This is a genomic window from Conexibacter sp. SYSU D00693, assembly GCF_017084525.1.
Lineage (GTDB): Bacteria > Actinomycetota > Thermoleophilia > Solirubrobacterales > Solirubrobacteraceae > Baekduia.
Genome location: NZ_CP070950.1, coordinates 317,016 through 341,846, shown reverse-complemented (window position 1 = coordinate 341,846; position 24,831 = coordinate 317,016). Strand labels below are relative to the sequence as shown.

The 24,831-nt window shown below is 75.7% G+C and carries 24 protein-coding genes; 8 read left to right on the top strand and 16 right to left on the bottom strand.

Annotated features, from left to right (window positions below):
* Positions 1-57: 57 nt before the first annotated feature.
* The gene (locus tag JUB12_RS01740) at positions 58-675 is read left to right on the top strand and encodes a DUF305 domain-containing protein (RefSeq protein WP_205697895.1); all 618 of its coding nucleotides are present in this window, start codon (positions 58-60) and stop codon (positions 673-675) included.
* Here the strand turns inward: JUB12_RS01740 and JUB12_RS01735 are convergent.
* From JUB12_RS01735 to JUB12_RS01725, 3 genes are read right to left on the bottom strand one after another with little or no spacing between them, the layout of a single operon-like run.
* Positions 672-953, bottom strand: coding sequence for a GNAT family N-acetyltransferase (locus JUB12_RS01735; protein WP_205697894.1), 282 nt, complete (start codon positions 951-953; stop codon positions 672-674). The two genes, JUB12_RS01740 and JUB12_RS01735, sit on opposite strands and share 4 nt — an antisense overlap.
* Entirely contained in the window at positions 950-1,960 is a 1,011-nt protein-coding gene (locus JUB12_RS01730; RefSeq protein WP_205697893.1) for an NAD-dependent epimerase/dehydratase family protein, read from the bottom strand. Before JUB12_RS01730 ends, JUB12_RS01735 begins: the two co-directional genes overlap by 4 nt.
* 28 nt (positions 1,961-1,988) lie before the next feature.
* Positions 1,989-5,825, bottom strand: coding sequence for a SpoIIE family protein phosphatase (locus JUB12_RS01725; RefSeq protein WP_205697892.1), 3,837 nt, complete (start codon positions 5,823-5,825; stop codon positions 1,989-1,991).
* A gap of 114 nt (positions 5,826-5,939) precedes the next feature.
* Here JUB12_RS01725 and JUB12_RS01720 point away from each other — a divergent pair, with 114 nt between their 5' ends.
* Complete coding sequence (locus JUB12_RS01720) at positions 5,940-6,356, top strand: PaaI family thioesterase (protein WP_205697891.1); 417 nt, start codon at positions 5,940-5,942, stop codon at positions 6,354-6,356.
* Here the strand turns inward: JUB12_RS01720 and JUB12_RS01715 are convergent.
* The gene (locus tag JUB12_RS01715; RefSeq protein WP_205697890.1) at positions 6,338-6,745 is read right to left on the bottom strand and encodes a hypothetical protein; all 408 of its coding nucleotides are present in this window, start codon (positions 6,743-6,745) and stop codon (positions 6,338-6,340) included. The two genes, JUB12_RS01720 and JUB12_RS01715, sit on opposite strands and share 19 nt — an antisense overlap.
* Before the next feature lie 341 nt (positions 6,746-7,086).
* On the opposite strand from JUB12_RS01715, the gene JUB12_RS01710 reads away from it, so the two are divergent.
* Positions 7,087-7,455, top strand: a complete 369-nt coding sequence (locus JUB12_RS01710; RefSeq protein ID WP_371822313.1) for an STAS domain-containing protein — start codon at positions 7,087-7,089, stop codon at positions 7,453-7,455.
* Here the strand turns inward: JUB12_RS01710 and JUB12_RS01705 are convergent.
* Positions 7,452-8,615, bottom strand: a complete 1,164-nt coding sequence (locus tag JUB12_RS01705) for a PP2C family protein-serine/threonine phosphatase (protein WP_205697888.1) — start codon at positions 8,613-8,615, stop codon at positions 7,452-7,454. The genes JUB12_RS01710 and JUB12_RS01705 overlap by 4 nt on opposite strands.
* A gap of 122 nt (positions 8,616-8,737) precedes the next feature.
* On the opposite strand from JUB12_RS01705, the gene JUB12_RS01700 reads away from it, so the two are divergent.
* Complete coding sequence (locus tag JUB12_RS01700; protein WP_205697887.1) at positions 8,738-10,288, top strand: alkaline phosphatase; 1,551 nt, start codon at positions 8,738-8,740, stop codon at positions 10,286-10,288.
* Positions 10,289-10,297: 9 nt separating this feature from the next.
* Here JUB12_RS01700 and JUB12_RS01695 read toward each other — a convergent pair whose 3' ends face one another.
* The 4 genes from JUB12_RS01695 to JUB12_RS01680 form a co-directional block, all read right to left on the bottom strand.
* Entirely contained in the window at positions 10,298-11,137 is an 840-nt protein-coding gene (locus tag JUB12_RS01695) for an aldo/keto reductase (protein WP_205697886.1), read from the bottom strand.
* A 47-nt stretch (positions 11,138-11,184) separates the two neighbouring features.
* Positions 11,185-12,060, bottom strand: coding sequence for an RNA polymerase sigma factor SigJ (gene sigJ, locus JUB12_RS01690; protein WP_205697885.1), 876 nt, complete (start codon positions 12,058-12,060; stop codon positions 11,185-11,187).
* Positions 12,057-12,806, bottom strand: a complete 750-nt coding sequence (locus JUB12_RS01685) for an SDR family oxidoreductase (protein WP_205697884.1) — start codon at positions 12,804-12,806, stop codon at positions 12,057-12,059. The genes sigJ and JUB12_RS01685 overlap by 4 nt, the downstream gene beginning before the upstream one ends.
* Positions 12,807-12,975: 169 nt before the next feature.
* Positions 12,976-15,108: an MMPL family transporter gene (locus tag JUB12_RS01680; RefSeq protein WP_205697883.1), complete on the bottom strand. Its 2,133-nt coding sequence runs from the start codon at positions 15,106-15,108 to the stop codon at positions 12,976-12,978.
* 63 nt (positions 15,109-15,171) lie between these two features.
* Here JUB12_RS01680 and JUB12_RS01675 point away from each other — a divergent pair, with 63 nt between their 5' ends.
* Positions 15,172-15,696 (top strand): helix-turn-helix domain-containing protein, encoded by a 525-nt coding sequence (locus tag JUB12_RS01675; RefSeq protein ID WP_205697882.1) that lies wholly within the window; start codon positions 15,172-15,174, stop codon positions 15,694-15,696.
* Here the strand turns inward: JUB12_RS01675 and JUB12_RS01670 are convergent.
* Positions 15,693-16,223: an isoprenylcysteine carboxylmethyltransferase family protein gene (locus JUB12_RS01670; protein WP_205697881.1), complete on the bottom strand. Its 531-nt coding sequence runs from the start codon at positions 16,221-16,223 to the stop codon at positions 15,693-15,695. The genes JUB12_RS01675 and JUB12_RS01670 overlap by 4 nt on opposite strands.
* 59 nt (positions 16,224-16,282) lie before the next feature.
* On the opposite strand from JUB12_RS01670, the gene JUB12_RS01665 reads away from it, so the two are divergent.
* Positions 16,283-16,951 (top strand): ERCC4 domain-containing protein, encoded by a 669-nt coding sequence (locus JUB12_RS01665; protein WP_205697880.1) that lies wholly within the window; start codon positions 16,283-16,285, stop codon positions 16,949-16,951.
* Positions 16,952-17,671: 720 nt separating this feature from the next.
* Positions 17,672-18,379, top strand: a complete 708-nt coding sequence (locus tag JUB12_RS01660) for a hypothetical protein (RefSeq protein WP_205697879.1) — start codon at positions 17,672-17,674, stop codon at positions 18,377-18,379.
* Here the strand turns inward: JUB12_RS01660 and rarD are convergent.
* From rarD to JUB12_RS01635, 5 genes are all read right to left on the bottom strand, one after another.
* Complete coding sequence (gene rarD / locus JUB12_RS01655) at positions 18,376-19,281, bottom strand: EamA family transporter RarD (RefSeq protein WP_205697878.1); 906 nt, start codon at positions 19,279-19,281, stop codon at positions 18,376-18,378. The genes JUB12_RS01660 and rarD overlap by 4 nt on opposite strands.
* A gap of 33 nt (positions 19,282-19,314) precedes the next feature.
* Entirely contained in the window at positions 19,315-19,812 is a 498-nt protein-coding gene (locus JUB12_RS01650) for a CYTH domain-containing protein (protein WP_205697877.1), read from the bottom strand.
* Positions 19,805-20,566 (bottom strand): ParA family protein, encoded by a 762-nt coding sequence (locus tag JUB12_RS01645; protein WP_205697876.1) that lies wholly within the window; start codon positions 20,564-20,566, stop codon positions 19,805-19,807. Before JUB12_RS01645 ends, JUB12_RS01650 begins: the two co-directional genes overlap by 8 nt.
* Positions 20,563-22,053, bottom strand: coding sequence for a CHAD domain-containing protein (locus tag JUB12_RS01640; RefSeq protein WP_205697875.1), 1,491 nt, complete (start codon positions 22,051-22,053; stop codon positions 20,563-20,565). The genes JUB12_RS01645 and JUB12_RS01640 overlap by 4 nt, the downstream gene beginning before the upstream one ends.
* A gap of 93 nt (positions 22,054-22,146) precedes the next feature.
* On the bottom strand, positions 22,147-23,343 hold the full coding sequence (locus JUB12_RS01635; RefSeq protein WP_205697874.1) for a methyl-accepting chemotaxis protein: 1,197 nt from the start codon (positions 23,341-23,343) through the stop codon (positions 22,147-22,149).
* Between the two features lie 142 nt (positions 23,344-23,485).
* On the opposite strand from JUB12_RS01635, the gene JUB12_RS01630 reads away from it, so the two are divergent.
* A complete protein-coding gene (locus JUB12_RS01630; protein ID WP_205697873.1) occupies positions 23,486-24,193 on the top strand; it encodes a GAF domain-containing protein in 708 nt (235 codons plus the stop codon).
* A gap of 25 nt (positions 24,194-24,218) precedes the next feature.
* On the opposite strand, the gene JUB12_RS01625 is transcribed toward JUB12_RS01630, so the two are convergent.
* A complete protein-coding gene (locus JUB12_RS01625) occupies positions 24,219-24,716 on the bottom strand; it encodes a hypothetical protein (protein ID WP_205697872.1) in 498 nt (165 codons plus the stop codon).
* Positions 24,717-24,831: the final 115 nt, after the last annotated feature.

Sequence of the window (24,831 nt, the reverse complement as noted above, 5' to 3'; positions counted from 1 at the left end):
TCGGCCTCCGACGCCGCTGCGGTCGGGGCCCAGGCCCCGCCGGGTAGCACCGCCGGGATGCGCCTTGTCCTGCAGCTCCCGGCGGTCCTCACCGCGTTCGTCCTCGCGGCGTGCGGCGGCCAGGCCGCGGACGACCAGGCCGAGCACGGCCCCGGCGGCGCCACCCACACGGGCACCGCCACGACGGCGGCCGCGACCGGCCAGGTCGACCGCGCGTTCGTGGCGGCGATGGTCCCCCACCACGAGGCGGCGATCGAGATGGCGCGGCTCGCCCAGGGCCGCGCCCGCTCGTCGTTCGTGCGCGACCTCGCGCGCGGCATCGCCCGCAGCCAGCGCGCCGAGGTGGCGACGATGCGCTCGCGCGATCGGGCGCTCGCGGCGCAGGGCGCGCAGGCGGGCGACCTCGGCGTGCCGCACCACGCCATGGGCATGGACGACGACCCCGCGCAGCTGCGCGACGCCGCCGACGTCGACGAGGCGTTCCTGACCATGATGGTCCCCCATCACGAAGGGGCGATCGCCATGGCCCGCGCCGAGCTCGCGCGCGGGACCGACCCGGCGCTGCGGCGCCTGGCCGCGACGATCGCCCGCGACCAGGCCCGCGAGGTGCGGACGATGCGCCGCCACCTCGACGGCGACCACCGCGGCGGCGAGCACGCCGCCGAGGGGCACTAGCGCTCGGTCTCGGCCAGCTCGGGGTGGCTGCGCAGGTAGCCCAGCGCGAACGGGCAGACGGCGATGACCGACTTGCCCTCGCCGCGGATGTGCTCGACGGCCGCGCGGACGGCCAGGCCGCCCAGGCCCTGGCCCTCCTGCAGCACCTCAGTGTGGGCGATGATCGTGCTGGCGCCGGCGGGCCGCAGGTCGACCCAGCCGACGACCTCCTCGCCGCGGCGCAGCTCGAGGCGCGACTGCTCTGGGACGTGGACGGCCTGTGGTGCGGTGTCGGTCACGCCCCCAGCGTGGCACGCAGGGCGTCGAGGGCGCTGAAGCGCGGCGACCAGCCGAGCTGTGCCCGCGCCTTGGTCGTGTCCATGATCGCCGGGTGGCTGGCGGCCTCGACCCACTCCACCACGGGCGGGACGAACGGCGGGACGGGCACCGCCGCGACCGCGCGCGCCGCGGTGTGGGCCACGCGCCCGGGCACGCCGACGGGCAGCACGCCCAGCTCCCGGGCCACGTCGACGAGCGACAGCACGCCGTCGGCGGCGATGTTGTAGGCGCCGGGCGGCCCCGCGCCCACCGCGCACAGCAGGAACGCCTGGCCGACGTCGTCCTCGTGGATGAGCTGCAGCGGCACGTCGGGCACCGGCGCGGGCAGCGGGACCGGCAGCCGGCTGACGCGCCCCCCGACCGCCCGGCCGAGGGCGGCCAGTGGACCCGGCAGCAGCTCCTTGGCCCCCACGGCATGCGGTCCCAGGACGATGGGCGGGCGCAGGAGGTAGAGCCCGAGCTCCGGGTGGCGCGTCGCCGCCTCGCCGAGCAGGGCCTCGACCTCCGCCTTCTCCTGCGCGTAGAAGAGCCGCGCGGCGGGCCGACGCGGCCACTGCTCGTCCATGCCGACCGGGTTGTCGGGGTGGAAGCCGTAGGCCGCCACCGACGAGGCGTAGACGAATCGCTGGGCACCCGCCCCGGCCGCGGCCTCGAACGCGTTGCGGGTGCCCTCGACGTTGATCGCCCGCGTCGCCTCGCGCGACGCGTTGCCGGTGATCATGAACGCGAGGTGGATGACGACGTCGGCGCCGGCGAACGCCCCGGCGAGCGCCCCGGGCTCGCGCACGTCGCCGCGCCGGTACTCCATCTTCGTCCAGCCGTGCTCGGCGGGGTCGAAGGGCCGGCGAGCGATGCCGACGATCCGCCCGATCCGGTCGTCGGCCTGCAGGAACGGCACGAGCCCGAAGCCGAAGGTGCCGGTCGGACCCGTCACCGCGACGGTCAGTCCTCGGTCGCTGGAGGCCATGGCGGGGTCCTACCCCGCCCGGCGCTCCTCACGGCAGCGCCAGCGTGCACCAGACCGCCTTGCCGCCGTCCAGGGGCCGCGTGCCCCAGCGGTCCGACAGCGACGCGACGAGCTGCAGGCCGCGGCCGTGCTCCTCGTCGGCGTCGGGGCGCATCTTCTGCGGCGGGACGGTCGCGCCGTCGCGGACCTCGAGCATCACGTGCGACGACGACCGGCGCACGCGCAGCTCGATGGGCGCCGCGCCGTGCAGCACGGCGTTCGTCACGAGCTCGCTGGCCACGAGCACCGCGTCGGCGACGACGTCCCCCGCCACGTGCCAGCCCGTCAGCGTGGCGGACACGGCCGCGCGCCCCTCGCGCACCGCGCTGGGCCGAGCGTCGAGGGCGAAGGTGACCGGCGGGGCGGCGTCGTCGTCGGCGGCGACCCGCGCGACGAGCACGGCCACGTCGTCGTCGAGGTCGTCCGGCGTGAGCGCGTCGACGAGCGCGGCGGGCAGCTCGTCCAGGCGGACGTCGAGGTCCTCGGCCGCCCCGAGGCGATGCAGCACCTCGTCGATGCCCGTGTCGAGGTCGCGGTCGCGGCGCTCGACGAGGCCGTCGGTGTAGAGCGCCACGCTCGTCCCCGGCGGCAGCTCGACGCGCTCCTCGCTGAGGGTCCACGGCCCCGTGCCCAAGGGCGGCCCGCCGCCCGTGAGGCGGCGACCCGCGCCGCCGGGCTCGCACATCAGCGGCGGCAGGTGGCCGGCGTTGGCGTAGGCCAGCGTCCCGTCGGCCGAGTCGTAGACCGCGTACACGCACGTCACGATCTGGTCCTCGTCGAGGTCGCGGACCACGCCGTCGAGGTACTCCAGGAGGTCGGCGGGCGGCAGGTCGAGCCGCGAGTACGCGCGCACGGCCGCGCGCAGCTGGCCCATGACCGCGGCCGCGTGCACGCCGCGGCCCATGACGTCGCCGATGACGAGGGCGGTGCGTCCCGCGCCGAGCTCGATGACGTCGTACCAGTCGCCGCCGACCTGGGTGCCCTCCACGCCGGCCCGGTAGAACGCGGCGGCCTCGAGGTGGTCGGGCGTGGCCTGCTGGACGGGCAGCAGGCTGCGCTGGAGCTCGTCGGCGATGCGGTGCTCGCGGGTGGCCGCCTCGCGCTCGGCGGCGGCCGAGGCCAGCGCGGCCTCGGCGGCGCGCTGCTCGGTCACGTCCTGGCTCGTGCCCCACAGGCGCACCGGGCGGTCGTGCTCGTCGCGCTCGACCTGCCCCAGGGTCCGGTAGGTGCGCACGTCGCCCTCGGGGGTGCGCACCCGCATCTCGTGGTCCAGCGGCTGGCCCTCCACGGCGGCCTCGAGCGCCCGGCGCATGCGGTCGGCCTCGCCGTCGTCGAGCATCCGCGCCCGCGCCTCCTCGAAGCCGCGCGCCTCGAGGCCCTCCGCGTCGACCTGCAGCTGGCGCAGCAGCTCCTCGGACGCGCTGACCGCCCCCGTCGCCAGGTCGAGCTCCCAGCTGCCGACCTTCGCCAGGCGCTGGGCCTGGTCGAGCAGCCGGCGGCTGCGCTGGAGCTGGTCGCGCGTCCGGCGCACGCGCTCGAGCTCGAGGTTCGCCCGCACGCGCGCGAGGAGCTCGCGGGCCGAGAAGGGCTTGGTGAGGTAGTCGTCGGCACCGGCCTCGAGCCCCTCGATCGTCCCCTCCTCGCCGGCGCGGGCCGACAGCAGCACGACCGGGACGTGCATCGTCGCGGGGTCGTCCTGCAGCGCCCGCAGCAGCCCGAACCCGTCGAGCCGGGGCATCATCACGTCACTGAGGACGAGGTCCGGCGGCTGGCGTCGCGCGAGCTCGAGCGCCTGCTCGCCGTCCGCCGCGGTCTCGACGGCGTAGTCGCCCGCCAGCAGCGACGCGACGTACTCGCGCATGTCGGCGTTGTCGTCGACGACGAGGACCCGGGGCGCCGCGGTCGGCGCGTGGCGCCGGTCCCCCGCCTCGTCGGGGCGCACCGTGACGGGGTGGTCCGCCGCGCCGTCGTCGTCGACCCAGCGCAGGGCCTCGGCGAGGAAGCCCTGCGCCTGCTCGTCGGGGCGCACGTCGCGGCCGCCCGCCTCGGCGAGCTCCCCGGACGGGAGGTGCGCGGCGCCGAAGGGCAGCAGGACGCTGAAGGTGCTGCCCTCCCCGGGCGCGCTCTCGACCGTCGCCCGGCCGCCGTGCAGCTCGGCGAGCTCGGCCACGAGCGCGAGGCCGATGCCCGAGCCCTCGTGGCTGCGCGAGCGCGCGCCGACGACGCGGTGGAAGCGCTCGAACAGGCGCTCCTGGTCGCCGGGCTCGATGCCGATCCCGGTGTCCGTGACGCTGAGCCGGGCGTGCCCGTCGTGCTCGTCGACGCGGACGGTGATCGAGCCGTCGAAGGTGAACTTCAGGGCGTTCGAGACGAGGTTGAGGACGATCTTCGCCCACATCTCGCGGTCGACGTAGACCGGCTCGGGCAGCGGCGCGCACGCGATGACGAGGTCGACGCCGCCGCGCTCGGCGGCCGACTCGAACATGCTCGCCAGCTCCGCGGTGACCCTGCCGAGGTCGACGGGCTCGAAGGCGGCGGTCGCGCTGCCCGACTGCAGGCGCGAGAAGTCCAGCAGCGTGTTGACGAGCTTGAGCAGCCGCTGGGCGTTGCGCAGGACGAGCTCGACGCGCTCGCGGTGGGCGTCGGGCAGCGGCGTGGCGCGGTCGGCCAGCGCGTTCTCGGCCGGGCCGAGCAGGAGCGTCAACGGGGTGCGCAGCTCGTGGCTGACGTTCGTGAAGAAGGCGGTCTTCGCGCGGTCGAGCTCGGCGAGCTCCTGCGCTCGACGGCGCTCGGCGTCGTAGGCGCGCGCGCTGGCGATCCCCGCCGCCACCTGGGCGGCCAGGAGCGTGGCGAAGGCGGTGACGTCCTCGTCGAGCCGGCGCAGCGGGTTGACGGCGACGGCGAGGAACCCGAACGGCGCCGGCTGGCCCTGCTGGGACAGCGGCAGCAGGAGCGCCTGCTGCGGCGGCTCGTCCCAGGCGCCCGTCGGCAACGGGCCGAAGCGCGCCGCGAGGTCGTCGACCTGCGCGAGGGTCGCGCCGCCGGCCAGCGGCGCCGCCGGCCACACGGCGTCGGGGTCGTCGACCTCGAGCAGCGTGGGTGCGACGGCGCTGCCGGGCTGCACCCCGGCGGCGCAGGCGAGGTGCGCGCGGCTGGCGGTCTCGTCCTCGTAGAGGTACACCAGCGAGAACGGGAGGTCGCGACGGTCCGCCTCCAGGCGGTCGCACGTGGCGTCGAGCACCGCCTGCTCGCCGTCGGCGGTGGTGAGCGCCGCGCCGAGGTCGCGCAGGGTCGCCATCCGGCGCTCCCCGATGACGCGCTCGGTCTCCTCGCTGACGACGCAGAGCATGCCGACGACGCGCCCGTCGTCGTCGCTGAGCGGGCTGTAGGAGAACGTGTGGTAGGTCTCCTCGCGATAGCCGCTGCGCTCCAGGAACAGCAGCAGCGCCTCGTCCCACGTCGCCTGGCCCGTCCGCAGGACGGTCGCGATGCGCGGGCCGATGTCCGGCCAGATCTCCGCCCACACCTCGCTCGCGGGCCGGCCGAGCGCCCACGGGTACTTCGTCCCGAGCGTGTCGCGCCGGTAGGCGTCGTTGCAGAAGAACGTCAGCTCGTCGCCCCAGGCCATCCACATGGCGAAGCGCGAGCCGAGCATGATCCGCACGGAGGTCTGGAGCGCCTGCGGCCAGCGCTCGGGCGGGCCGAGCGGGGTGGCGGCCCAGTCGACGGCGAGGAGGTCCTGGCCGACGCGACCGACCGCCGCGAGGAGCTCGCGGATGTCCGACTCCTTCGGGGAGCCCGGGGGCGTGGGAGGCGGTCCGTCCAAGCGCCCGCACGCTACCCGGCATCGCCGGCGCGGTGACGCTCGTCAGGGCGGGAGTGTGTGATGCGCATCACATCGCGGCGGGGCGGCGGTGGTGTGCGGGTAGAGGCGCACCCGATGAGCATGAGCACGACCACCGTCCCCGAGGGCTTCGTCGAGCATCCGCGACAGGGCCCGTACCTCGAGCACATCGGGCCCGTCTACGTCCGCGAGGGCGGCGAGGCGCTGGTCCTGGGCCTCCAGGCCGAGGAGCGCCACACCAACCACCGCGGCACCGTCCAGGGCGGTCTGCTGTCGACGTTCGCCGACTTCGCGCTCGGCCGGGCGATCGAGGCCGACGCCGACGACGGCAAGGACCGCGCGACGGTCTCGCTCACCGTCGACTACCTCAAGCCCGCCCGGCCCGGCGACTGGATCGAGTCCCGCACGAGCGTCGACCGCGTCGGCGGCACGCTGTCCTTCGCCGACTGCTCGCTCTGCGTCGACGGCCGCGAGGTCGTGCGCGCCCGGGCGGTCTACGTCACCGCGGGCTGATCGGGCCACCAGCCCATCTCGAGCTCGCCGTCGGCGTCGTGGCGGGTGCCGAAGACGAGGACCTCCATCCCGTCGGGCCCGGCTTCCATCGCGCGCGGCAGCGGCGCGGGCACGAGGACGGCGTCCAGGCGCTGCAGCTCGTGGACGACGTCGCCCGCGGCGAGGCGGCCCGAGCCGGCGAGCACGACGTAGACCTCCTCGTTGGTGGCGGCGTGGTGGCGGTGGCCGAAGGGCTGGCGCGCGCCGGGGCGGATCCGGTGCAGCGTCGCGCCGACGCCGGTGGTGCCGAGGTCCGCGGTGAGGAACCGCAGCTCCTCGGCGCCGTCGCAGCCCATGTCAGCGGCGACGTCGGCGACCTCGAGCAGCGGCAGGACGGTGGTGGTGCTCATGGAGGGCAGGATCGCTCGGCGCGCCGAAGCTCATCGGTCCGGACGCCGGGTGGTGCCGGCAGCCCCGCCGGGCGGCGGTCAGCCGCACCCCTCGGAGTGGTGAGGGCCGGGCCGCCGTTCGGGGGCCGTCCCCGCCGAACGACGCGCGGGCGGCGGGCACCATCCTGGCCATGGTCCGCAGCCTCCCGACCGTCGTGACGCACCTCGTCGTGACGTTCCTGCCCGCAGCCTTCGCGCTCGCGTCGCAGGTCTAGCCCGTGCCCGAGAGGTCGCGGCGCCCTCGCGGGCGCTCGCGGCCGTGGACGAGCACCGGCTGAGGCTGCCTCTCCCCTCCGACCCTCCTGTGCCTCGATGCACGTAACTGCGCGGCGCTGCGGGTACCTGGGCGGACAGTGTCCGACCCGTACGTCATCGCCCCCTCCGGAGAGCTCGACATCGCGGCGGCCCGTGACCTGGCGCCGCAGCTCAACGAGGCGGCCGGCCAGCTCGACGCGCCGGTGGTCGTCGACCTGTCCGACGTCTCGTTCGTCGACTCGACCGCGCTGGGCGCCATCGTCCAGGCCGACGGCCGCATGCAGCGCACCGGCCGGCGGCTGTCGGTCGTCGCGCCCAGCGGCAGCGCCGCGGCGGTCCTGCTCGAGCTGTCCAACATGGAGGACCGCCTCGTGCTGCACCGCTCGCGCGAGGAGGCGCTCGAGGGCGAGGGCTAGGAGGTCGGCGGCGGCGGCTCCTCCGGGACCGCCACGCAGCGCAGGGCGAGCACCGTGGCGTCGTCGCGCAGCGGCTGGCCGCTGAACGAGTGGACGCGGCTGAGCACCGCCGTCACCAGCGCGGCCGCCGACGGCCCGCCGACGCTGCGCAGCACGTCGCTCAGGCCGTCGACGCCGAGCCGCCGGCCGTCGTCGTCGGTGCACTCGGTGACGCCGTCGGAGTAGAGGAGCAGCCGGTCGTCGGGCGCCAGGACCTGCTCACGCACCTCCAGCGGGCGCGCCGCGTCCAGCAGCCCGGCCGGCGGCGAGCCCCGCCCGCCGAGCTCCTCCACGGTCCCGTCGGCTCGCAGCAGCAGCGGACGCGGGTGGCCGAGCACGATCCAGGAGAAGCGGCGCGGCGCGGCGTCCCAGCGGGCGACGATGGCCGTGACGTAGGCGACCTGGTCCGGGTCGAACGAGCAGACGGCCTCGTCCATGGCCCGGGCGACGTCCTCGAGGCTCGCGCCGGCGCGACGGGCCGCGCGCTGCGCCGCCACGGTGAGGGAGGCGAGCGCCGCGGCCCGTGGTCCCTTGCCCATGCCGTCGGCGACCGCGACCCACGCACCGTCGGCGGCGTCGGCCTGGTCGAACCAGTCCCCGCCGACCTCGTAGGCGGGCAGGACCGCGCCGACGACCTCGGCACCCGGCGCGGCGGCCACGCGCGGCGGCAGGAGGCTCTCCTGCAGCTCCGACGCGGGCGCCGTCTCCTGGCGGCGGCGCGCGATCGCGAAGCGGTCGGTGTAGCCCGAGGCGAGCTCCTGGGCCGTCGCGGCGTGCCGGGCGAGCTGGTCGAGGGCGTGCTCGTCGCCGCCGTCTGCGAGCAGCACGCCCACCGCCCGGTGGCGCAGCCACATCGGCGACACGTGGGCGCCGCACAGCTCGTCGCCGAGGGCCTCGACCTGGCCCGCCGGGAGCTCCGGCCCGACGGCCTGCGGGACGCGGATCTCGCGCGGGAAGCCCTCGTGGTCACCGACGGCGCACAGCCACCGGCCCTCGATGTCCACGACGTACAGCGCGGCGCGCCGGGCGCCGAGCTCCCGCGCGTGCCGGAGCACGCGCTCGGGCAGCTCGTGGGCGAGGCCGTCGCTGAGCAGGTCGACGGCGGTCGGCGTCGCGGACATGGTCGCTCCGGGGCGTGCCCCGCACGCACGCGGGCGATGCACGCCCTGTCGGCGCCGCGATGCACCGGCGAACGGTGCAAGCGGCTCGCCGCGGTGGTCCAGCGGCGTACCCTGCCGCGGCCATGTCGCTCACCCGCCGCTCGCTGCTGGCCGGCGCCGTCGCCGCGGCGCCCGCGTTCGTCCTCCCTCCCGCGGTCACGGCGGCAGGGCGCCGGCGCGTGGAGGTGCTGCGCGAGGGCACGTTCGACTGCGGCGTCATGGCCGGGATCCCGGGCCGGCACGCGATCACGCTGTGGACCCGGGTGGGCGGGCTCGAGCGCTCGGGCCACCTGCGCCTCGAGGTCGCGCGCGACGAGGGCTTCGCGCAGGTCGTGCACCGCCAGACGGTCCGGGCCAGCGCGGTGCGCGACTTCACCGCACGGGCGACGATCCGCTCGAGCAAGGTCCTGCAGCCGGGCGAGCGGTACTGGTACCGCTTCGCCACGCGCTCGGGCTCGTCGCCGGCCGGGCGCTTCACGACGGCGCGCCCTGCCGACTCGCGCGAGCCGCTGCGCATCGGCTTCTTCTCGTGCCAGAGCTGGACGGCGGGCCTCTACCACGCCCACGCGGGCCTGGCCGCCGAGCCCGACCTCGACCTCGTCCTCTGCCTCGGCGACTACGTCTACGAGGGCGGCGGCCGCAACGCGGCGATCGGCCGGGTCGACGAGATCGGGCCGGACCGCCAGGCGCAGACGCTGGCCGAGTGGCGCGAGAAGTACCGCCTGTACCTCAGCGACCCGCACCTGCGGGCCATGCACGCCTCGTCGGCGTTCGCGGGGATCTGGGACGACCACGAGGCCGAGAACAACTACGCGGGGGAGGCCGAGGGCACGCTGGCGGACGGCCGCCGTCGCGTCGACTTCGCCACGCGCCGGCGAAACGGCTACACCGCGTTCTTCGAGTACGGGCCGCGCAACACGATCCCGCAGGAGCGCCACCGCTCCTACCGGCGCATCCGGCTCGGCGGCATGGCGGACGTCCTGCTGCTCGACACTCGCCAGTACCGCGACGACCAGGCGTGCGATCGCGAGATCGTCCCGTGCGAGGGGACGGCCGACCGGTCGCGCACGATGCTCGGCGCCCCCCAGCGGCGGTGGCTCAAGGACGCGCTGTCGGAGTCGCGCGCCACCTGGAAGGTCCTGGCCAACCAGGTCGTGATGATGGGCCTGGACTCCGCGCCCAGCCTCCCGCTCAACCCCGACCAGTGGGACGGCTACCCGGGCGACCGCGCGGACGTGATGGGCCACGTGCGGGCCAAGGACATCCGCGGGGTCACCGCCGTCACGGGCGACATCCACACGTTCTTCGCCGGCGACGTCTTCCCCGAGGGCCGCTCGGACCTGCGCCGTCCCGCCGCGACGGAGTTCGTCGGCGGCTCGATCTCCTCCGGCGGCCTCGAGCGCGACTTCGGCGACCTGACGCCGGTCGTCGAGGCCGGCGTCGTCGTCACCAACAGCCCGCACCTGAAGTACGCGCAGCTCAGCCGCCGCGGCTACGGCGTCATGGAGCTCGCGCCCGACGAGCTGCGCGTGGCGTTCCGGTCGCCGACGAGCGTCACCGCGCGCGAAGCGCGGATCGAGACGCTCGCCCGCTTCCGGGTGGGCCTCGACGACGGCGTCGTCGAGCGCGTGTAGCTCCGCGGCTCAGCCGACGAAGACGTCGGGGTCCGGCCCGACGCGGTGGCCGCGGTCGAGGCCGTCGAGGGCGCTGAGCTGCTCCTCGGAGAGGTCGAAGTCGAAGACCTCGAAGTTCTCCTTGATGCGCTCCGGCGTGACGGACTTCGGGAAGACGACGTTGCCGCGCTGCAGGTGCCAGCGCAGGACGACCTGGCCGGGCGTGCGGCCGAGCTCCTGCGCGATCCCGGTGATCGTCTCGTCCCCGAGCACCTCGCCCTGTGCCAGCGGGCTCCACGCCTCCGTGACGATCCCGCGATCGGCGTGCTCGCGCCGCAGCCCCTGCTGGACGAGGTACGGGTGCAGCTCGACCTGGTTGACCGACGGCGTCACGCCGGTCTCGTCGACGATCCGCCGCAGGTGGTCGGGCTGGAAGTTCGACACGCCGATCGACCGCGTCAGCCCCTCGTCCTTGAGCTCCACGAACGCCTTCCACGTGTCGAGGTAGCGGTCCTTCGCCGGCACCGGCCAGTGGATGAGGTACAGGTCCACGTGGTCCAGGCGCAGCCGCTCGAGGCTCGCCTTCAACGCCTGCTTGGCGCTGTCGAACCCCTGGTCGGCGTTCCAGCACTTCGTCGTGACGAAGACGTCCTCCCGGCCGAGCCCGGAGGCGTGGAACGCGTCCCCGACCCCCGCCTCGTTGCCGTAGACCTTCGCGGTGTCGATGTGGCGGTAGCCGACCTCGAACGCCCGGGTGACGGTCTCGGCGGTGTCCTCCGGGGGGACCTGGAAGACGCCGAAGCCCAGCTGCGGGATCTCGACGCCGTCGTTGAGCGCGATGTTCGGGACGGAGGTGGCGGGGGCGGACATGCTGGTCCGACTGCCCCTGGTCCGGGCAGCGGAAACGGCGGCCGGCGTCACCTGACGTGCTTGAGCTTGTCCGGGTTGCGCACGACGTCCAGCGCCGTGATCCGGCCCTCGTGGACGCAGAAGGCCATGACGGTCAGGACGTCGTCGCCGTCGACGACCACGAGGCCCGGGCCGCCGTTGACCTCGGCGATGCGGCCGGTGCCGGCGCCGCGGCTGCGGAAGTAGGCCATCGCCTTGGCGACCTTGGCCGCACCGCGCTGGGGGCGGCGCGACGCCCAGACCTTGCCGCCGCCGTCCGAACGCCAGACGACGTCCGGGTCGAGGACCGCGAGCAGCCCTTCGACGTCGCCGCCCGCCGCGGCCTCGGCGAAGGCCTGGACGACCGCGAGCTGCTCGGCGCGCGTGGTCTGGAAGCGCGGGCGCTCCTCGCGCACGCGACGCCGCGCGCGGGAGGCGAGCTGGCGGGCGGCGTCGGGTGAGCGGCCGACGACCTCGGCGACCTCGTCGAAGCCGACGCCGAAGACGTCGTGCAGGACGAAGGCGGTGCGCTCGGGCGGCGAGAGCTGCTCGAGGACCACCATGAGCGCCATGCCGACGGACTCGTCGAGCGTCACACGGTCGGCCGGGTCCTCGGCGGCCAGGTCCTCGACCAGCGGCTCGGGCAGCCACGGCCCGACGTACTGCTCGCGGCGGGAGCGCGCGCTGCCCAGGACGTCGAGCGCGATGCGGCTCACGGTCGTGGTGAGCCATGCGCGCAGGTCGCGGATCGTCGACGGGTCCTCCAGGCGCTGGAGGCGCAGCCACGCCTCCTGGACGGCGTCCTCGGCCTCGGCGACGGAGCCGAGCGTCCCGTAGGCGACGCGGACGAGGTGCGCGCGGTGGCTCTCGAAGGCGTCCTCGAGGGTGAGCGGCGCGTGCGTCACGGCGCACCTCCGGCGGCCAGCCACGACGCGAAGGTGGTGGCGCCCCGGACGCCGGGGTCGGCGGTGGTGAGCGACCCGGCGCGCAGGGCACGGCCCAGGCGCGGGGGCAGCGGCAGCGGGACCCGGACGAGGCCGCCACGCGCCGCCCGCCAGTCCTGCGCGAGCTCGGCGAGCGCGACGGCCTGCGGGCCGGCGACCTCGACGCGTCCGCGGCGGGGCGCCTGCTCGGCGACGTCGGCGACCGCACGGCCCGCGTCGGCGGCCGCGACGGGCTGCAGGCGTGCGCGTCCCGACGGCACGACGCCCACCTTCGCACCTGCGCCCAGCAGCTGCGCGACGAGGCCGTGGAACTGCGTGCAGCGCACGATGGTCCACGGGACGTCGCCCGCGACGACGGCGCGCTCCTGCTGCACCTTCACGCGGTAGAGGCTCAGCGGCGTGCGGTCGATCCCGACGATCGAGACGCACACGTGGTGCCCGACGCCGGCGCGCGCCTCGGCGGCCAGGAGCTGCGTCGTGCCCTCGACGAGGACCGCGGCGGCCCTGCCCGGCGACGGGCCGTTGCTCGCGTCGACGACGACGTCGACGCCCTCGAGCGCGGCGTCCAGCCCCTGGCCGGTCGTCAGGTCCACCGGCCAGTCGGGCGACGAGCGGCTCAGCCCGCGCACGTCGTGCCCGCGGCCGCGCAGCTCGTGCACGACCTCGCGGCCGACGGTCCCGGTCCCTCCTGCGACGGCGATCCTCATGCTCGGGAGACGACGCAGGCGCCGCCCGTGTGACCCCTCACGAGAAGTGCCGACGCCACCACCGCTGAGCACGGAGGACCAGCCCCACGCTCACGTCGATGATGCTCATGGCCAGGTGGTCGGCTGGTGCCCGGCACGAACTGCAGCAATGCGCAACCGCGCTGGACGACTAGGCCTCCTGCAGGGCGAACCGGGCCTGCAGGCGGCGCAAGGGTGCGGGCGCCCACCAGTTCCACCGGCCCAGCAGGCGCATGAGCGACGGGACGAGCAGCGCGCGCACGATCGTCGCGTCGACGAGCACCCCGACCGCCATCCCGACGGCGATCTCCTTCATGAAGAACACGGGGCTCACCGCGAAGGCGAGGAAGACCACGGCGATCATCACCGCGGCGGCGCTGATCACCCGCCCCGTCCGGCCGATGCCGATGGCCACCGCCTCCTCGTCGCCCTTGCCCAGGTCGTGCTGCTCCTTGATGCGCGCGAGCACGAGCACGGCGTAGTCCGTCGCCAGGCCGAAGGTCACCGCGAAGAGGAAGACGAGGCTCGTCACCTCGATCGCCGCCGGCCCCTCGTAGGCCAGTGCCCCGTCGAGCCAGCCCTCCTGGAAGCCCAGCACCATCACGCCGAGCGTCGCGGCGAGCGTCAGGCCGTTCATCAGCAGCGTCTTGATCGGCAGGACGACCGAGCCGGTCAGCAGGAAGATCAGGACGAAGATCGTCACCGAGATGATCGCCACGACCAGCGGCGCGTGCTCGACCAGCGACGCCTTCTGGTCGATGAACCGCGCGGTGTTGCCGGCGACGAGGACGTCGGCGCCGTCGGGCGGCGAGAGGTCGCGGACCGTGCGGATCGCGTCCTGGGCCGGGCCGTGCAGCGCCCGGTCGCGCAGGCCGACCGACGCGTAGGCGACCTCCCCGCTCGCGCGCTGGAAGGGCGAGACGCGCGCGACGCCGTCGACCGCGCGCATCTGCGCGCCGAAGCGCTCGAGGGCGGCGTCGTCGGCCGCGCCGCGCACGACGACCGTCGCCCCCTCGACGAGGTCGCGGACGTAGTGGCGCTCGACGTAGGCGTTGGCGTCGTAGGACGGCTGCGTGTCGGGGACGGCCTCGGCACTCGGTCCCGTCAGCACGGTGCCCGCCAGCGGCGCCGCCGCGCCGACCAGCAGGCCGACGCTCACGAGCGCGACCGCCACCGGCCGGCGCATCACGCCCCGGGCGAGGCGGTGCCAGCCGCTCGAGTCGCTCGACACCGCCGGACCCCGGCGGACCGCCAGCGCGTCGATCCGCCCGCCCGCGAGGCGCAGGAGCGCCGGCACCACGAACAGCGCCATGAGCGCCGACATCACGCCGACGGCGGCGCCCGCCACCCCGATCGAGTAGAGGAAGCGCTGGGGCATGACGACGAGCGCCGCCATCGCCGCGGCGACCGTCAGGCCGCTGAAGAGCGCCGCGCGGCCGGCGGTGCGCACGGTCTGCAGGTGGGCTTCGCGCGTCGGGCCCCGCGCCGCGACCTCCTCGCGGAAGCGGGAGACCATCAGCAGGGCGTAGTCGACCGCGAGGCCGAGGCTCAGCGCGGTCGCGATGTTCAGCGCGAACAGCGACGTGTCGACGATCGCCGACATCGTGCGCAGGACGAGGAAGGTCCCGAGGATGGAGAGGACGCCGATGAGCAGCGGGATCGCCGCCGCCACGACGCCGCGGAAGACGAGGAGCAGCAGGATCGCCAGCGCCGGGAACGCGATGACCTCGGCGTTGGTGAGGTCCTCGCGCGTCTGGTCGTTGACCTGGTTGAAGCTCGGGGCGAAGCCGCCGAGCTCGACGCGCAGGCGCGTGCCCTCGAGCCGCTTCGCCGCGTCCTCGGCGGCCAGTCCGCCCTCGTCCTCGACGTCCTGGGTGCTCAGGTGGACGGCGAGGACGATCGACCGCCCGTCGCGGGCGCGCAGGGCGGCGAAGCGCTGGGGCTCGCGCAGCGGGTCGTCGACCTGCGCGACGAAGCGCGTGCGGCGCAGGCGCTCGGCGACGTCGGCCACGTCCCGGCGCACCCGTGGGTCGTCGAGGCGCAGCGGGCCACCGCCGGGTTCCCGGACGACGGCGATGATCGCGGGCGTCGCGTCGAAGCCCAGCGCGCCGCGCAGGATCCCGGACGCCCGCTCGCTCTCCGAGGCGCTGTCGGTGAAGCCGGCCGCCTTCAGGTGGTGCTCGACGTCGTGGCCGATCGCGCCGGCGAGGGCGGCGAGCAGGGCGACGACGGCGAGCACGCGCTTCGGGGCCCGCCAGGTGAGCTCGGCCACGCGGTCGACCATGGGCGGCGGCGACGCTACCAGAGTGAGTTCCCTGAGGGAACCTTGCGGCGCTACAGTCGTCGCATGGCGCGGACGCCGTTCGACCAGATGCACTGCTCCGTCGCGCGCACCCTCGACGTCCTGGGCGAGTGGTGGACGCCGCTCGTGCTGCGCGACGTCGCCATCGGGATCACGCGCTTCGACGCGATCCAGCGCGACCTCGGGGTCTCGCGCAAGGTCCTCGCGCAGCGGCTCGGTGCGCTCGTCGACCACGGCGTCCTGCGGCGCGTGCCCTACCAGGACAACCCGCCGCGCTACGACTACGTGCTGACGGAGAAGGGCGGCGACCTCGCGCGGGTCCTGCTCGTCCTGCAGGCCTGGGGCGACAAGTGGGTCTTCGGCGAGGAGCAGGCGCCGGTCGTCATGCGCCACGAGCGCTGCGGGCAGACGACGCGCCCGACGCTGACCTGCTCCTGCTGCGGGGAGGAGCTGCAGCCCCAGGACGTCACGCCGCTGGCCGGTCCGGGGCTCGCGGACGCCGGCGAGGACGTCGCGCCCGAGGTCGTCGCGGCGCTCGAGCGCCTCGCGGCGGTGGGCCGGAGGGGCTAGGCGCGTCCACGCGGGCGCGACGGCTGCGGTGCGCGTGGGGGGCGCGGGAGCCAGCCGGGGACCTGCGCGCGGTAGGCGTCGTAGGCAGGGCCGAAGCGGGCGCGCAGCCGCGGCTCCTCGCGCAGCCGCACGAGCGTCGTCATCGTCGCGAGGTAGACGGCGGCGGCGGCGAGGAGCACCGGCCGCGCGAGCAGCAGCCCCTCGCCGATGAGCCCGGCGACGGTCGCGACGTACATCGGGTTTCGCACCCAGCGGTAGGGCCCGGCGACGACGAGCGCCTGGGTCGGGGCGGCGGGCGAGGGCGTCCCGAGCCCGTCGCGCACGAAGCGCACGAAGCACGCGACGACGACGGCGAGGGCGGCGACGACCGTCGCGACACCGGCGACCTTCGCCGCCGGGTCCTCCAGCGTGCCGTCCCCTGCGGCGAACCCGCCCGTGAGCAGGAACGGACCGACGCCCAGCTCGAGGGCCGGGCCCGCGAGGAAGAACGCGGCGCTGCCGAGCGCCGCTGCGCGCGTGCGGTCCATCGGGTCCGATTCTCGCCGGTGGGCGTTCGCATCGGTCGCCGGCGCGGTACCTCGCCCTCATGGCGGTCGACGAGCTCGCGGTGCTGACCGAGGCGCCGGCGGACGCGCCGGTCGTGCTCGCCGACCACCGCGAGGTGCAGTCCGGCATCCCCGAGCTGCTCGAGGCGGCGGGCATCGAGGTGCGGCTCTGCGACCTGCCGGTCGGCGACTACGTCATCTCCGACGAGCTCGCGGTCGAGCGCAAGTCCGGCGGCGACCTCACCTCGTCGATCAAGGACGGGCGGCTCTTCGACCAGGCGATGCGGCTGCAGGACGCCTACCCGCGGGCGGTGCTCGTCATCGAGGGCGTGCCGGTGTGGATGCCCGAGCCGTCGTGGCGCGGCGCGGTCTGCCGGCTCGTCGAGGACGGGGTGACGGTCCTCCAGGCCCTCGACGCGCAGGACGCGGCGGCGTGGGTCGAGCGGCTCGCGCGGCGCGCGCACCGGACGGGGACGCCGGGCGGCCGGGCGCTCGGCCGGCGGCGCGCGGCACCGACCGCGGAGGCCCAGGCGGTGGCGATGCTCGCCTGCGTCCCGGGGATCTCGGCCCGCGCGGCGGGGCGGCTGCTCGACCACTTCGGGTCGGTGCTCGAGGTCGCGGCGGCGTCCGAGCGCGAGCTGCGGGAGGTGCCGGGCGTCGGGGCGATCCGGGCGCGGGCGCTGAAGGCGGCGCTGGCCCGCGACGGCTAGCCGCGACCCCGCGTCCCACTTCGCGGTCCGGCGCCGGACGGTGGTGAGGGCCCGGTGCCCTGCGGGTAGGGCAGGCGGGTGCCGAGCACGACCGCCAGGCCCGCGCGCGACGACCGCGGAGCCCCGCCCGCCAGACCGTCCTTCGCCGTCGAGGAGCTCGAGGTCCGCTACGGGCGGGTCGTGCTGCGCGGCCGCTGGTCCGGCGTCCGCGGCCTGCGCTTCATGCGCCCGACGCTCATCGCGGGCGGCCGCGAGGTCCTCGCCTCCCTGGACCACAAGCCGTGGGCGCCGACCGACGACGCCCTCTGGACCGCCGCGTTCCCCTGGGGCGACGACCCCCTCGACCGCGCCTGCGCCTCCCTCGCCGTCACCCCGAGCCTCACCGTCGACCTCGCCACCGGCACCCGCCTCCCGTCCCCCACCCCCCACGTCACCCGCTCGGGGTCAGACCCCGTCGCACGCACGGGGTCAGACCCCGTCGCACCGGTGCCAGGGCACGTCACACGCACGGGGTCAGACCCCGTCGCACCGGTGCCAGGGCACGTCACACGCTCGGGGTCAGACCCCGTCGCACCGGTGCCAGGCCATGTCACACGCACGGGGTCAGACCCCGTCGCACCGGTGCCAGGCCATGTCACACGCACGGGGTCAGACCCCGTCGCAGCGGTGCCAGGGCATGTCGCATCGCCGCGGGGCGCGGATCCGGGGTTCGCGGAGGCGGTGGAGGTCGCGCAGGAGACGGGCGCGGAGGTCGACGCGGTGCGGGCCGAGGCGCAGGAGGCGCGCGTGGCGCTGGAGGCTGCGCGGGCCCAGGTGCGCGAGCTGCGCGACGCCCGGGACCAGCTGGTCCGGGAGCGCGACGAGGCGCTTGCGGCACGGGACGCTGCGCGGCGCGAGCGCGACCGGGCCGTGGCAGAGCGCGACGCGACGCTGCCCGATCGCGAGGCCGCGGTGCGCACTCGCGACCGGATGGCCGCCGAGCGCGACGAGGCGCTGCGGGCCCGCGACACCGCGATCGCCGAGCGCGACGCCCTCGCCCGGGAGCGCGACGAGGCGCTGGCCCGCCGCGACGAGGCGCTCGCCCACCGCGACGAGGCGCTGGTCGCCCACGGCGTGCTCGAGCGCCGGCTGCGCAGCGAGCTCGCCCGCGGCCATCGCCCTGCTCGGGGTCAGACCCCGAGCGGCGGCGAGGAGGGGGCGCCGGGCGACGGTGCTCGGGGTCTGACCCCGAGCGAGGGCGACGAGGACACGCCGATCGGCACCGTCGCCGTGCCCGCGACCCGGGCCGCCGGCGCGCTGCTGCGCCGCGGGGAGCGCGAGCCGTGGCGGCCCTCGGGCATCGACCTGTGGGTGGCCCGCGGGCTGGGCGGCGCGGCGGCGCTGTTCTTCGTCCTGCTGATGGCGACGCTCGTCCTGACGATCGCCTAGGCGGGCTCGGCGACCGGCTCGAGCGCCTGGCGGCGCGCGGTGCCCGCGGCGCGCAGGCCGTCCCAGGTGAGCAGGACGAGCGCGACCCAGACCAGCGCGAAGCCCGCCCAGCGGCTGCCCGGCATCGCCTCGTCCTGCAGCAGCCAGCCGACGAGGAACTGCAGGACCGGCGCGAGGTACTGCAGCAGCCCGACCGTCGTCAGCGGCACGCGCACGACGCACGCCGCGAAGAGCAGGAGCGGCAGCGCGGTGATCGGGCCCGACGCGGCGACGAGCAGCGCATGGCCCGTGCCCTCCGTCGTGAACGTCCCCTCGCCGCGCGCCCACAGCACCGCGAGGAAGACCAGCGCCGGGACGACGAGCACGAGCGTCTCGACCGCCAGCCCCTCGGGCGCGCCCACGTCGGCGAGCTTCTTCAGCAGCCCGTAGGTGCCGAACGACGCCGCCAGGACGAGCGCGATCCACGGGAAGCCCCCGTGGTAGGCCGTGAGGACGACCACCGCCACGGCGCCGAGCACCACCGCCACCGCCTGCACGCGCCGCAGCCGCTCGCCCAGCACGACCATCCCGAAGGCGACGCTCACGAGCGGCGTGATGAAGTAGCCCAGCGCCGCGTCGATCGTCTGGTCGGAGGTGACCGCGTGGATGTAGGTCCCCCAGTTGACCGCGATGAGGACCGCCGCCGCGGCCAGCAGCCCGAGGACCCGCCGCTCGCGCGCCACCGCCACGAGCTCGCCCACCCGCCGGCGCGCGGCCAGCACGAGCACGACGACCACGAGCGTCCAGCCGATGCGGTGCGCGAGGACCTCGACCGACCCCGACGGCTCGAGCAGCGGGAAGTACAGCGGGAAGACGCCCCACAGCCCGTAGGCGCCGATCCCGAAGAGCACGCCGCTGCGCACGCCCCCCACTGTCGCACCGGCGCGCCGGCGCGCTCAGCCCGGCGGACGCCCCAGCGCCAGGCGCTGGTTGCGGTAGGCCGCGTCGTCGGTGACGTCGCGCCCCAGCCACGGCGGCGCGACGAACGCCCGCGCCTCCTCCACCGAGCCGAACTCGACCTCCGCGAGCACCAGCCCCTCGAGCGCGCCGCCGAACACGTCGACCTCCGCCACCAGCCCGCCGTCGAGCGGCACGAGGTGGCGGACCTTCTCGACCCGCCGGCCCTCGGTCTGCGCCCACAGCTCGGCGAACAGGTCGGCGCTCACCGGCAGCTCGGCCTCGCCGCGCACGAGCCCCGCTCCGCCGTGCTTGACGGTCAGCACGCAGGCGCCGTCGCGCTCGCGCACCCGGACCTCGTCCCCCGTGGCGGCGACCGCGACGTAGCCCTGGCGGATCGCGCTGGACCCGCCCGTCCCGAGGCCCGGCACCTCCCCCACGACGAGGAACTTGCGCTCGACCTCGACCGGCGCCGCGCCGCCGGCGGCGTCAGCCACGGTCGAGCACCTCGCGCAGCTCCTCCCACAGCGACGTGTAGGCCACCGCCGCCGCGTCGCGCGGCCGCGACTGCACCAGTGGCTCGCGCCGGGCGCCCATGAGCTCGACGGCGCTCGCCGACGGGATCGCCGCCCGCGCCATGCCCGAGAACGTCTCGGGCAGCGACGCCGCCAGCTCGCGGTGCAGGTTCTTGCGCCGGTCGACCATCGACAGGAAGGCCAGCACCTCGGGCACCGTCGCCCCGTCGCCCGCCCCGTGGCGCTCCAGGAAGGTGCGCAGCTGCTCGAGCGTGCGGACCGAGAGCGTCGACGGCACGAGCGGCACGAGCAGGACGTCGGCCGCCGCGAAGACGCTCTCGGAGACCAGCGAGATCGACGGCGCGCAGTCGAGGATCGCCAGGTCGTAGTCACCGGCGAGCGGCGCGAGCACGCGGCCGACGCCCTCCTCCGGGCGCTCCTCGCGGTCGAGCAGCACGTCGAGGTGGCGGTAGGAGAAGTCGGCCGGCAGGAGGTCGAGGCCCTCGACGTCGGTGCCCTTCAGCGCCTCGCCCGGGTCGCGCGTGCCCCGCACGAGCTTGCGCCCACCGCCCTTGACCTTCGGCTTGACCCGCAGCAGGAACGTCGCCGCGCCCTGCGGGTCGAGGTCCCACAGCAGCGTCCGCAGGCCCGCCCGCGCCGCGAGCGCCCCGACGTTCACCGCCGCCGAGGTCTTGCCCACGCCGCCCTTGATCGAGTAGGTCGCGACGACCTTCACGCGCGCTCCAGCGCCGGGAACGTCGCGCGCACGAGCTTGCGCTGGTCCTTCGCCGCGAACGCCGCGAAGCGCTCGTGGAACTCGTCGCGCGCCGCGCGCTGGTCGGCGTGCAGCTCCTCCACGACCAGCCCGAGCGCCATGAGCGCCGCCGGCCCCGTCGCGTGCTGGACGAGCTCGCGCCCCGCCTCCTCGAGCAGCTCGGCCTGCACCGCCCGGTCCTGGAAGCGCCCGAGCACGTCCTGCAGCCCCTTGAGCGTCTTGACCATCGGCTTGACGACCTCCGCCGGGAACAGCCCGCCGAACAGCTCGAGCAGGTAGCGCAGCTCCTTGCCGCGCTTGCGCAGCTCGTGCAGCGCCTCCGCCGGCGTGTCCTCGTCGATCGCCTTGCCGTCGCGGACCATCCGCCGGTAGACGCGTTCGATGCGGTCGGCGGCGACCTCCTCGACCGGCAGCGCCGCGCGCGGGCGGTCGGGGTCGCCCGGCGCCGCGGGCGGCGAGACCGCCAGCTCGCGCCACGCCTCCAGCGCCCCCGCGAAGCGCGGGCCGCGCAGGTCCTGGCGCAGCCGGCGCAGGGCCCGCGACCGGCGGCGCTCGAGCGTCGCGCGCAGCGGCTCGAGGTCCTCGCGCCGGTCGTCGTGCAGCGCACCCACCAGCTCGTCCCAGTCCAGGAGCTGGACGTCGAGGTCCCGGACGAGCCCCGTCGCGGACTGCACCCACTTGAGCTCCTCGCGCACGTGCGCGCGCTGCGCCGGCTCGTGGACGCCCTGCAGCTCGCGCAGGACCGACCGCGCGCGACGGACCGCGACGCGCAGGTCGTGGAGGAACTCCGTGTCGACGTCCTCGAGCGTGCCCGCGACGTTCTGCTGGGCCACGTCGGCCAGGCGTGCGAGCAGCAGGCCCGCCGCCGCGTCGGCGCGCATGCCGCGCTCGAGCTCGACCTGCACCTTGGACGACGTGCCGCGTGGGTCGCGGCCGACGGCGACCGCCGCCTCGTCGAAGAGCGTCGCGTCGGGCGCGCCCCATCCGCCGCCGTCCTCGAGCGCGCGCAGCGCGCGCTTGAACGCCTTGTCGTAGCCGAGCACGCCGCGCAGGCGCAGCCGGGCGGGCAGCGCGACGGGCGCCTCGCCGTCCGGCAGCGCGTGGGGCAGCTCGAGCTCGGCGCGCACGACGGTCTTGCCCTCGTCGTCGAGCACGGCGAGCTCCTGCACCTCGCTGCGCACGCGGACGACCGGCAGCAGGGCGCGGATCCCGCGCGCCTTGCGCACCTCGTCGCTCTCGGGCGCGCCCAGGGCCGCCCCTCGGCCGCCCGCCGGGCGTTCGGCCACGAGGCCCGCCGCGCGCAGGCTGCCGTCGAAGGTGTCGAGCAGGACCCGGTCCGCGACCCGCGCGTCACGGGGCTCGGCGCCCAGCAGCGCGCACACCTGGGCGGTCGCTGCCTCGGGGTCCTGCGGGTGCTCGCCAGCGAGCTCGGCAGTCGGCCGTCGCACGCCCGACTGTCTACCAGCCGGGCGTGCGGGCCGTGTGGTCCAGGGGGAACGGGACCGTGGTCGTGGTCCGGGGGGAGCGGACCGGGGGTGGAGCTAGACGGTGAAGCGGGCGACGAGCTCGTCGAGCTCGCGGGCGCGAGCGGCGAGGTCGTGCGTGCTGGCCACGACCTGCTGCGTCGACGCGCTGGACTCCTCGGCCGAGGCCGAGACCTGCTCGGTCGCGGCGCTCGCCTCCTCCGCGACGGCGTGGACCGAGCGCGCGGAGCTCTCGATGCGCTCGATGCAGCCGGCGACGTCCCCGACGCTCGAGGCCAGGTCGGAGAAGCCCTGCTGGACCTCCTTGACCGTCGAGGACGCGGACTCGGCGAGGCTGCGCACCTCCTCGGCGACGACCGCGAAGCCCCGGCCGTGCTCGCCGGCGCGCGCCGCCTCGATCGCGGCGTTGAGCGCGAGGAGGTTCGTCTGGTCGGCGATCGCGGAGATGCGGGCCGCCAGCTCGACGCCGTTGCTGGCGATCTTCTGCGCGTCGGCGGAGAGGCCGACGGCCTCGGTCGTGATGCGCTGGACCTCGACGACGGTCGAGACCTGGCGCTCGGCGCCACCGGCCACGTCGGTGGACGCGCGCGCGATCTCGTCGATGGCCACACCCGTCTGCTGGGCGGTCGCCGCCATCTCGCGGGAGGCGTCGCTCACCGCCGTGGAGGTCTCGGCGATCTCGCCGATCATCGCCGCCAGCCCGGTGCGCGTCGTGTTGTAGGCCCCGAGCCCGCCCTGCGCCCGCGAGAGCATGGTGTTGAAGGTCTCGCCCAGGCGGCCGAGCTGCGCGCCTGGTTCGGCGGTGACGTCCGTGGTGACCGGCTCGGCCGGGACGGTGAGGTCGCCGCGGCTCATGGCCTCCAGGCCGGTGCCGAGCGCGACCAGGCAGTGGTCGCTCAGGCTCGTGAGCTTCGCGCTGAGCTGGTCCAGGCACGAGCGGTCGCCCAGCGCGGCGTGCAGCTCCTCACGGACCGTCTCGTAGGCGACGACCGCCGCCTGCGCGCGGGCGAGCATGGAGTTGAAGACCTCGGCCAGCTCGGCGGCCTCGCCGGTGCGGCCCGCGACGTCGACCGGCTTCGTGACGGGGACGACGGCGGTCGTCAGGGCGCCGCCCTCCATGGCCTTGAGCCCCGCGGCGAGGCCCTTGAGGCAGTGCTCGTCGAGGCTGCGCAGCCCGGCGATGACGTCGGCGATGTCCGAGCGCTCGGGCTCGCGGGCGAGGCGCGGGTCCTTCGGGGTACTGAGCAGCTTCACGGTGGTCGTCCTTGATCTCTTGTGGCTGGCAGAGGCGGGCCAGTCACCGTGTCGTCAATCCGCCACCACTTCTTGAGACAAGATGCGACGAACGGCTAAAGCGATAGCGGATCCGCGCCGAAACGGCAGGTGAACGGCACCCATGGCCATGCACGTCACCACCGTCCGCTTCAGCGACGAGCTGTGGGAGCAGCTCGAGCGCGAGGCTGCCCGCGAGGGCGTCAGCGTCGCCCAGTTCGTGCGCGACGCCGCGCTGCTGCGGGTGGCGACGATGGCCGGACGACGCGGCGACGACGAGGTCATGACGTCGGTCCAGGAGCTCGCCGCGCGCGCGCCGCGACGCGCCGTCGCCGACGTCGCTCGCGACCAGGAGCGCCTGACCGCCCTGCGCTCCTCCGGACTGCTCGACGCCGGTCCGGCGCCCCAGTTCGACCGCATCGCCGAGCTCGTCCGTCAGGTCCTCAACGTCCCGGTCGCGCTCGTGTCGCTCGTCGAGCACGACCGCCAGTACTTCTGCGCCCTGCCCGGCCTGCCCGAGCCCTGGGCCAGCGCGCGCGAGACGCCGCTCTCGCACTCCTTCTGCCAGCACGTCGTGATGCGGCGCGCGCCCCTCGTGGTGCCCGACGCGCGCGAGGAGCCCCTCGTGCAGGACAACCTCGCGATCCCCGACCTCGGCGTCATCGCCTACCTCGGGGTGCCGATCGTCACGCACGACGGGCACGCGCTGGGCAGCCTCTGCGCGATCGACGACAAGCCGCGCCACTGGACGGCCGACCAGGTCGAGCTGCTCGAGGCGCTCGCGGCCTCCGTGGTCAGCGAGGTCGAGCTCGTGCGCCGCGAAGCCGCCTAGGCGACCTCGCGGCGCGAGCGACCTCCTAGGTCCCCTGCGGCGCGGTGATGACGTTCGTCCGCACCAGCTCGCAGCGGATGCCGGCGAGCACCCCGAGCGACTGCGCCGCGGTCCAGGCGCAGGCGGCGCGTGCCTGCCCCGTGGCCTGCCCGACCACGGCGATGGGTCCGACGGTGGCGGTGCAGCCCGACGGCTGCCCGCTGCAGTTCCCCGCCGGGCCGAGCGCCGCGCCGTTGTTGGCCGTGCCGAACAGCTGCACCCGGCCGGCCGACGGGCCGAGCCCGATCAGCGTCGTCGCCACGGCACGGCCCGAGTAGCCGCACAGCGAGTCGGCCGGACACGCGAGCGGCGGCGTCACGCACGCGGGCGCGCCGAGCAGCGGCCGGACGAGCGAGACGGCCGAGCAGCTCGTCGTCTGCGCCTGCGCGCTGGCGGCCGGCGCCGAGAGCGCCATCGCCCCCGCGGCGACGGCGAGGCCGACCATGGTGCGACGCGCCAGGCGCCGCCCGATCGAGGTCGTCATGGATCTCCCTCCTGCGAGGCCGCGCCGGCCGTCCCCCGCCGCCGCGCCCTCCTGGTGGATGGGTGCCTCCCTGCGGGCCGTCCGATACCCAGAGCGTCGACGCGCCGACACCTGG

Bases quoted from the DNA above. Each gene is read 5' to 3' on its own strand.
- JUB12_RS01705 (WP_205697888.1), bottom strand. From the start codon at position 8,615: ATGTCCGCGACGCCGACCGCCGTCGACCTGCTCAGCGACGGCCTCGCC.
- JUB12_RS01665 (WP_205697880.1), top strand. From the start codon at position 16,283: ATGGCGGTCGACGAGCTCGCGGTGCTGACCGAGGCGCCGGCGGACGCG.
- JUB12_RS01670 (WP_205697881.1), bottom strand. From the start codon at position 16,223: ATGGACCGCACGCGCGCAGCGGCGCTCGGCAGCGCCGCGTTCTTCCTC.
- JUB12_RS01720 (WP_205697891.1), top strand. From the start codon at position 5,940: ATGAGCATGAGCACGACCACCGTCCCCGAGGGCTTCGTCGAGCATCCG.
- JUB12_RS01625 (WP_205697872.1), bottom strand. From the start codon at position 24,716: ATGACGACCTCGATCGGGCGGCGCCTGGCGCGTCGCACCATGGTCGGC.
- JUB12_RS01715 (WP_205697890.1), bottom strand. From the start codon at position 6,745: ATGAGCACCACCACCGTCCTGCCGCTGCTCGAGGTCGCCGACGTCGCC.
- JUB12_RS01695 (WP_205697886.1), bottom strand. From the start codon at position 11,137: ATGTCCGCCCCCGCCACCTCCGTCCCGAACATCGCGCTCAACGACGGC.
- JUB12_RS01675 (WP_205697882.1), top strand. From the start codon at position 15,172: ATGGCGCGGACGCCGTTCGACCAGATGCACTGCTCCGTCGCGCGCACC.
- JUB12_RS01740 (WP_205697895.1), top strand. From the start codon at position 58: ATGCGCCTTGTCCTGCAGCTCCCGGCGGTCCTCACCGCGTTCGTCCTC.
- JUB12_RS01700 (WP_205697887.1), top strand. From the start codon at position 8,738: ATGTCGCTCACCCGCCGCTCGCTGCTGGCCGGCGCCGTCGCCGCGGCG.
- JUB12_RS01630 (WP_205697873.1), top strand. From the start codon at position 23,486: ATGGCCATGCACGTCACCACCGTCCGCTTCAGCGACGAGCTGTGGGAG.
- JUB12_RS01730 (WP_205697893.1), bottom strand. From the start codon at position 1,960: ATGGCCTCCAGCGACCGAGGACTGACCGTCGCGGTGACGGGTCCGACC.
- JUB12_RS01680 (WP_205697883.1), bottom strand. From the start codon at position 15,108: ATGGTCGACCGCGTGGCCGAGCTCACCTGGCGGGCCCCGAAGCGCGTG.
- JUB12_RS01685 (WP_205697884.1), bottom strand. From the start codon at position 12,806: ATGAGGATCGCCGTCGCAGGAGGGACCGGGACCGTCGGCCGCGAGGTC.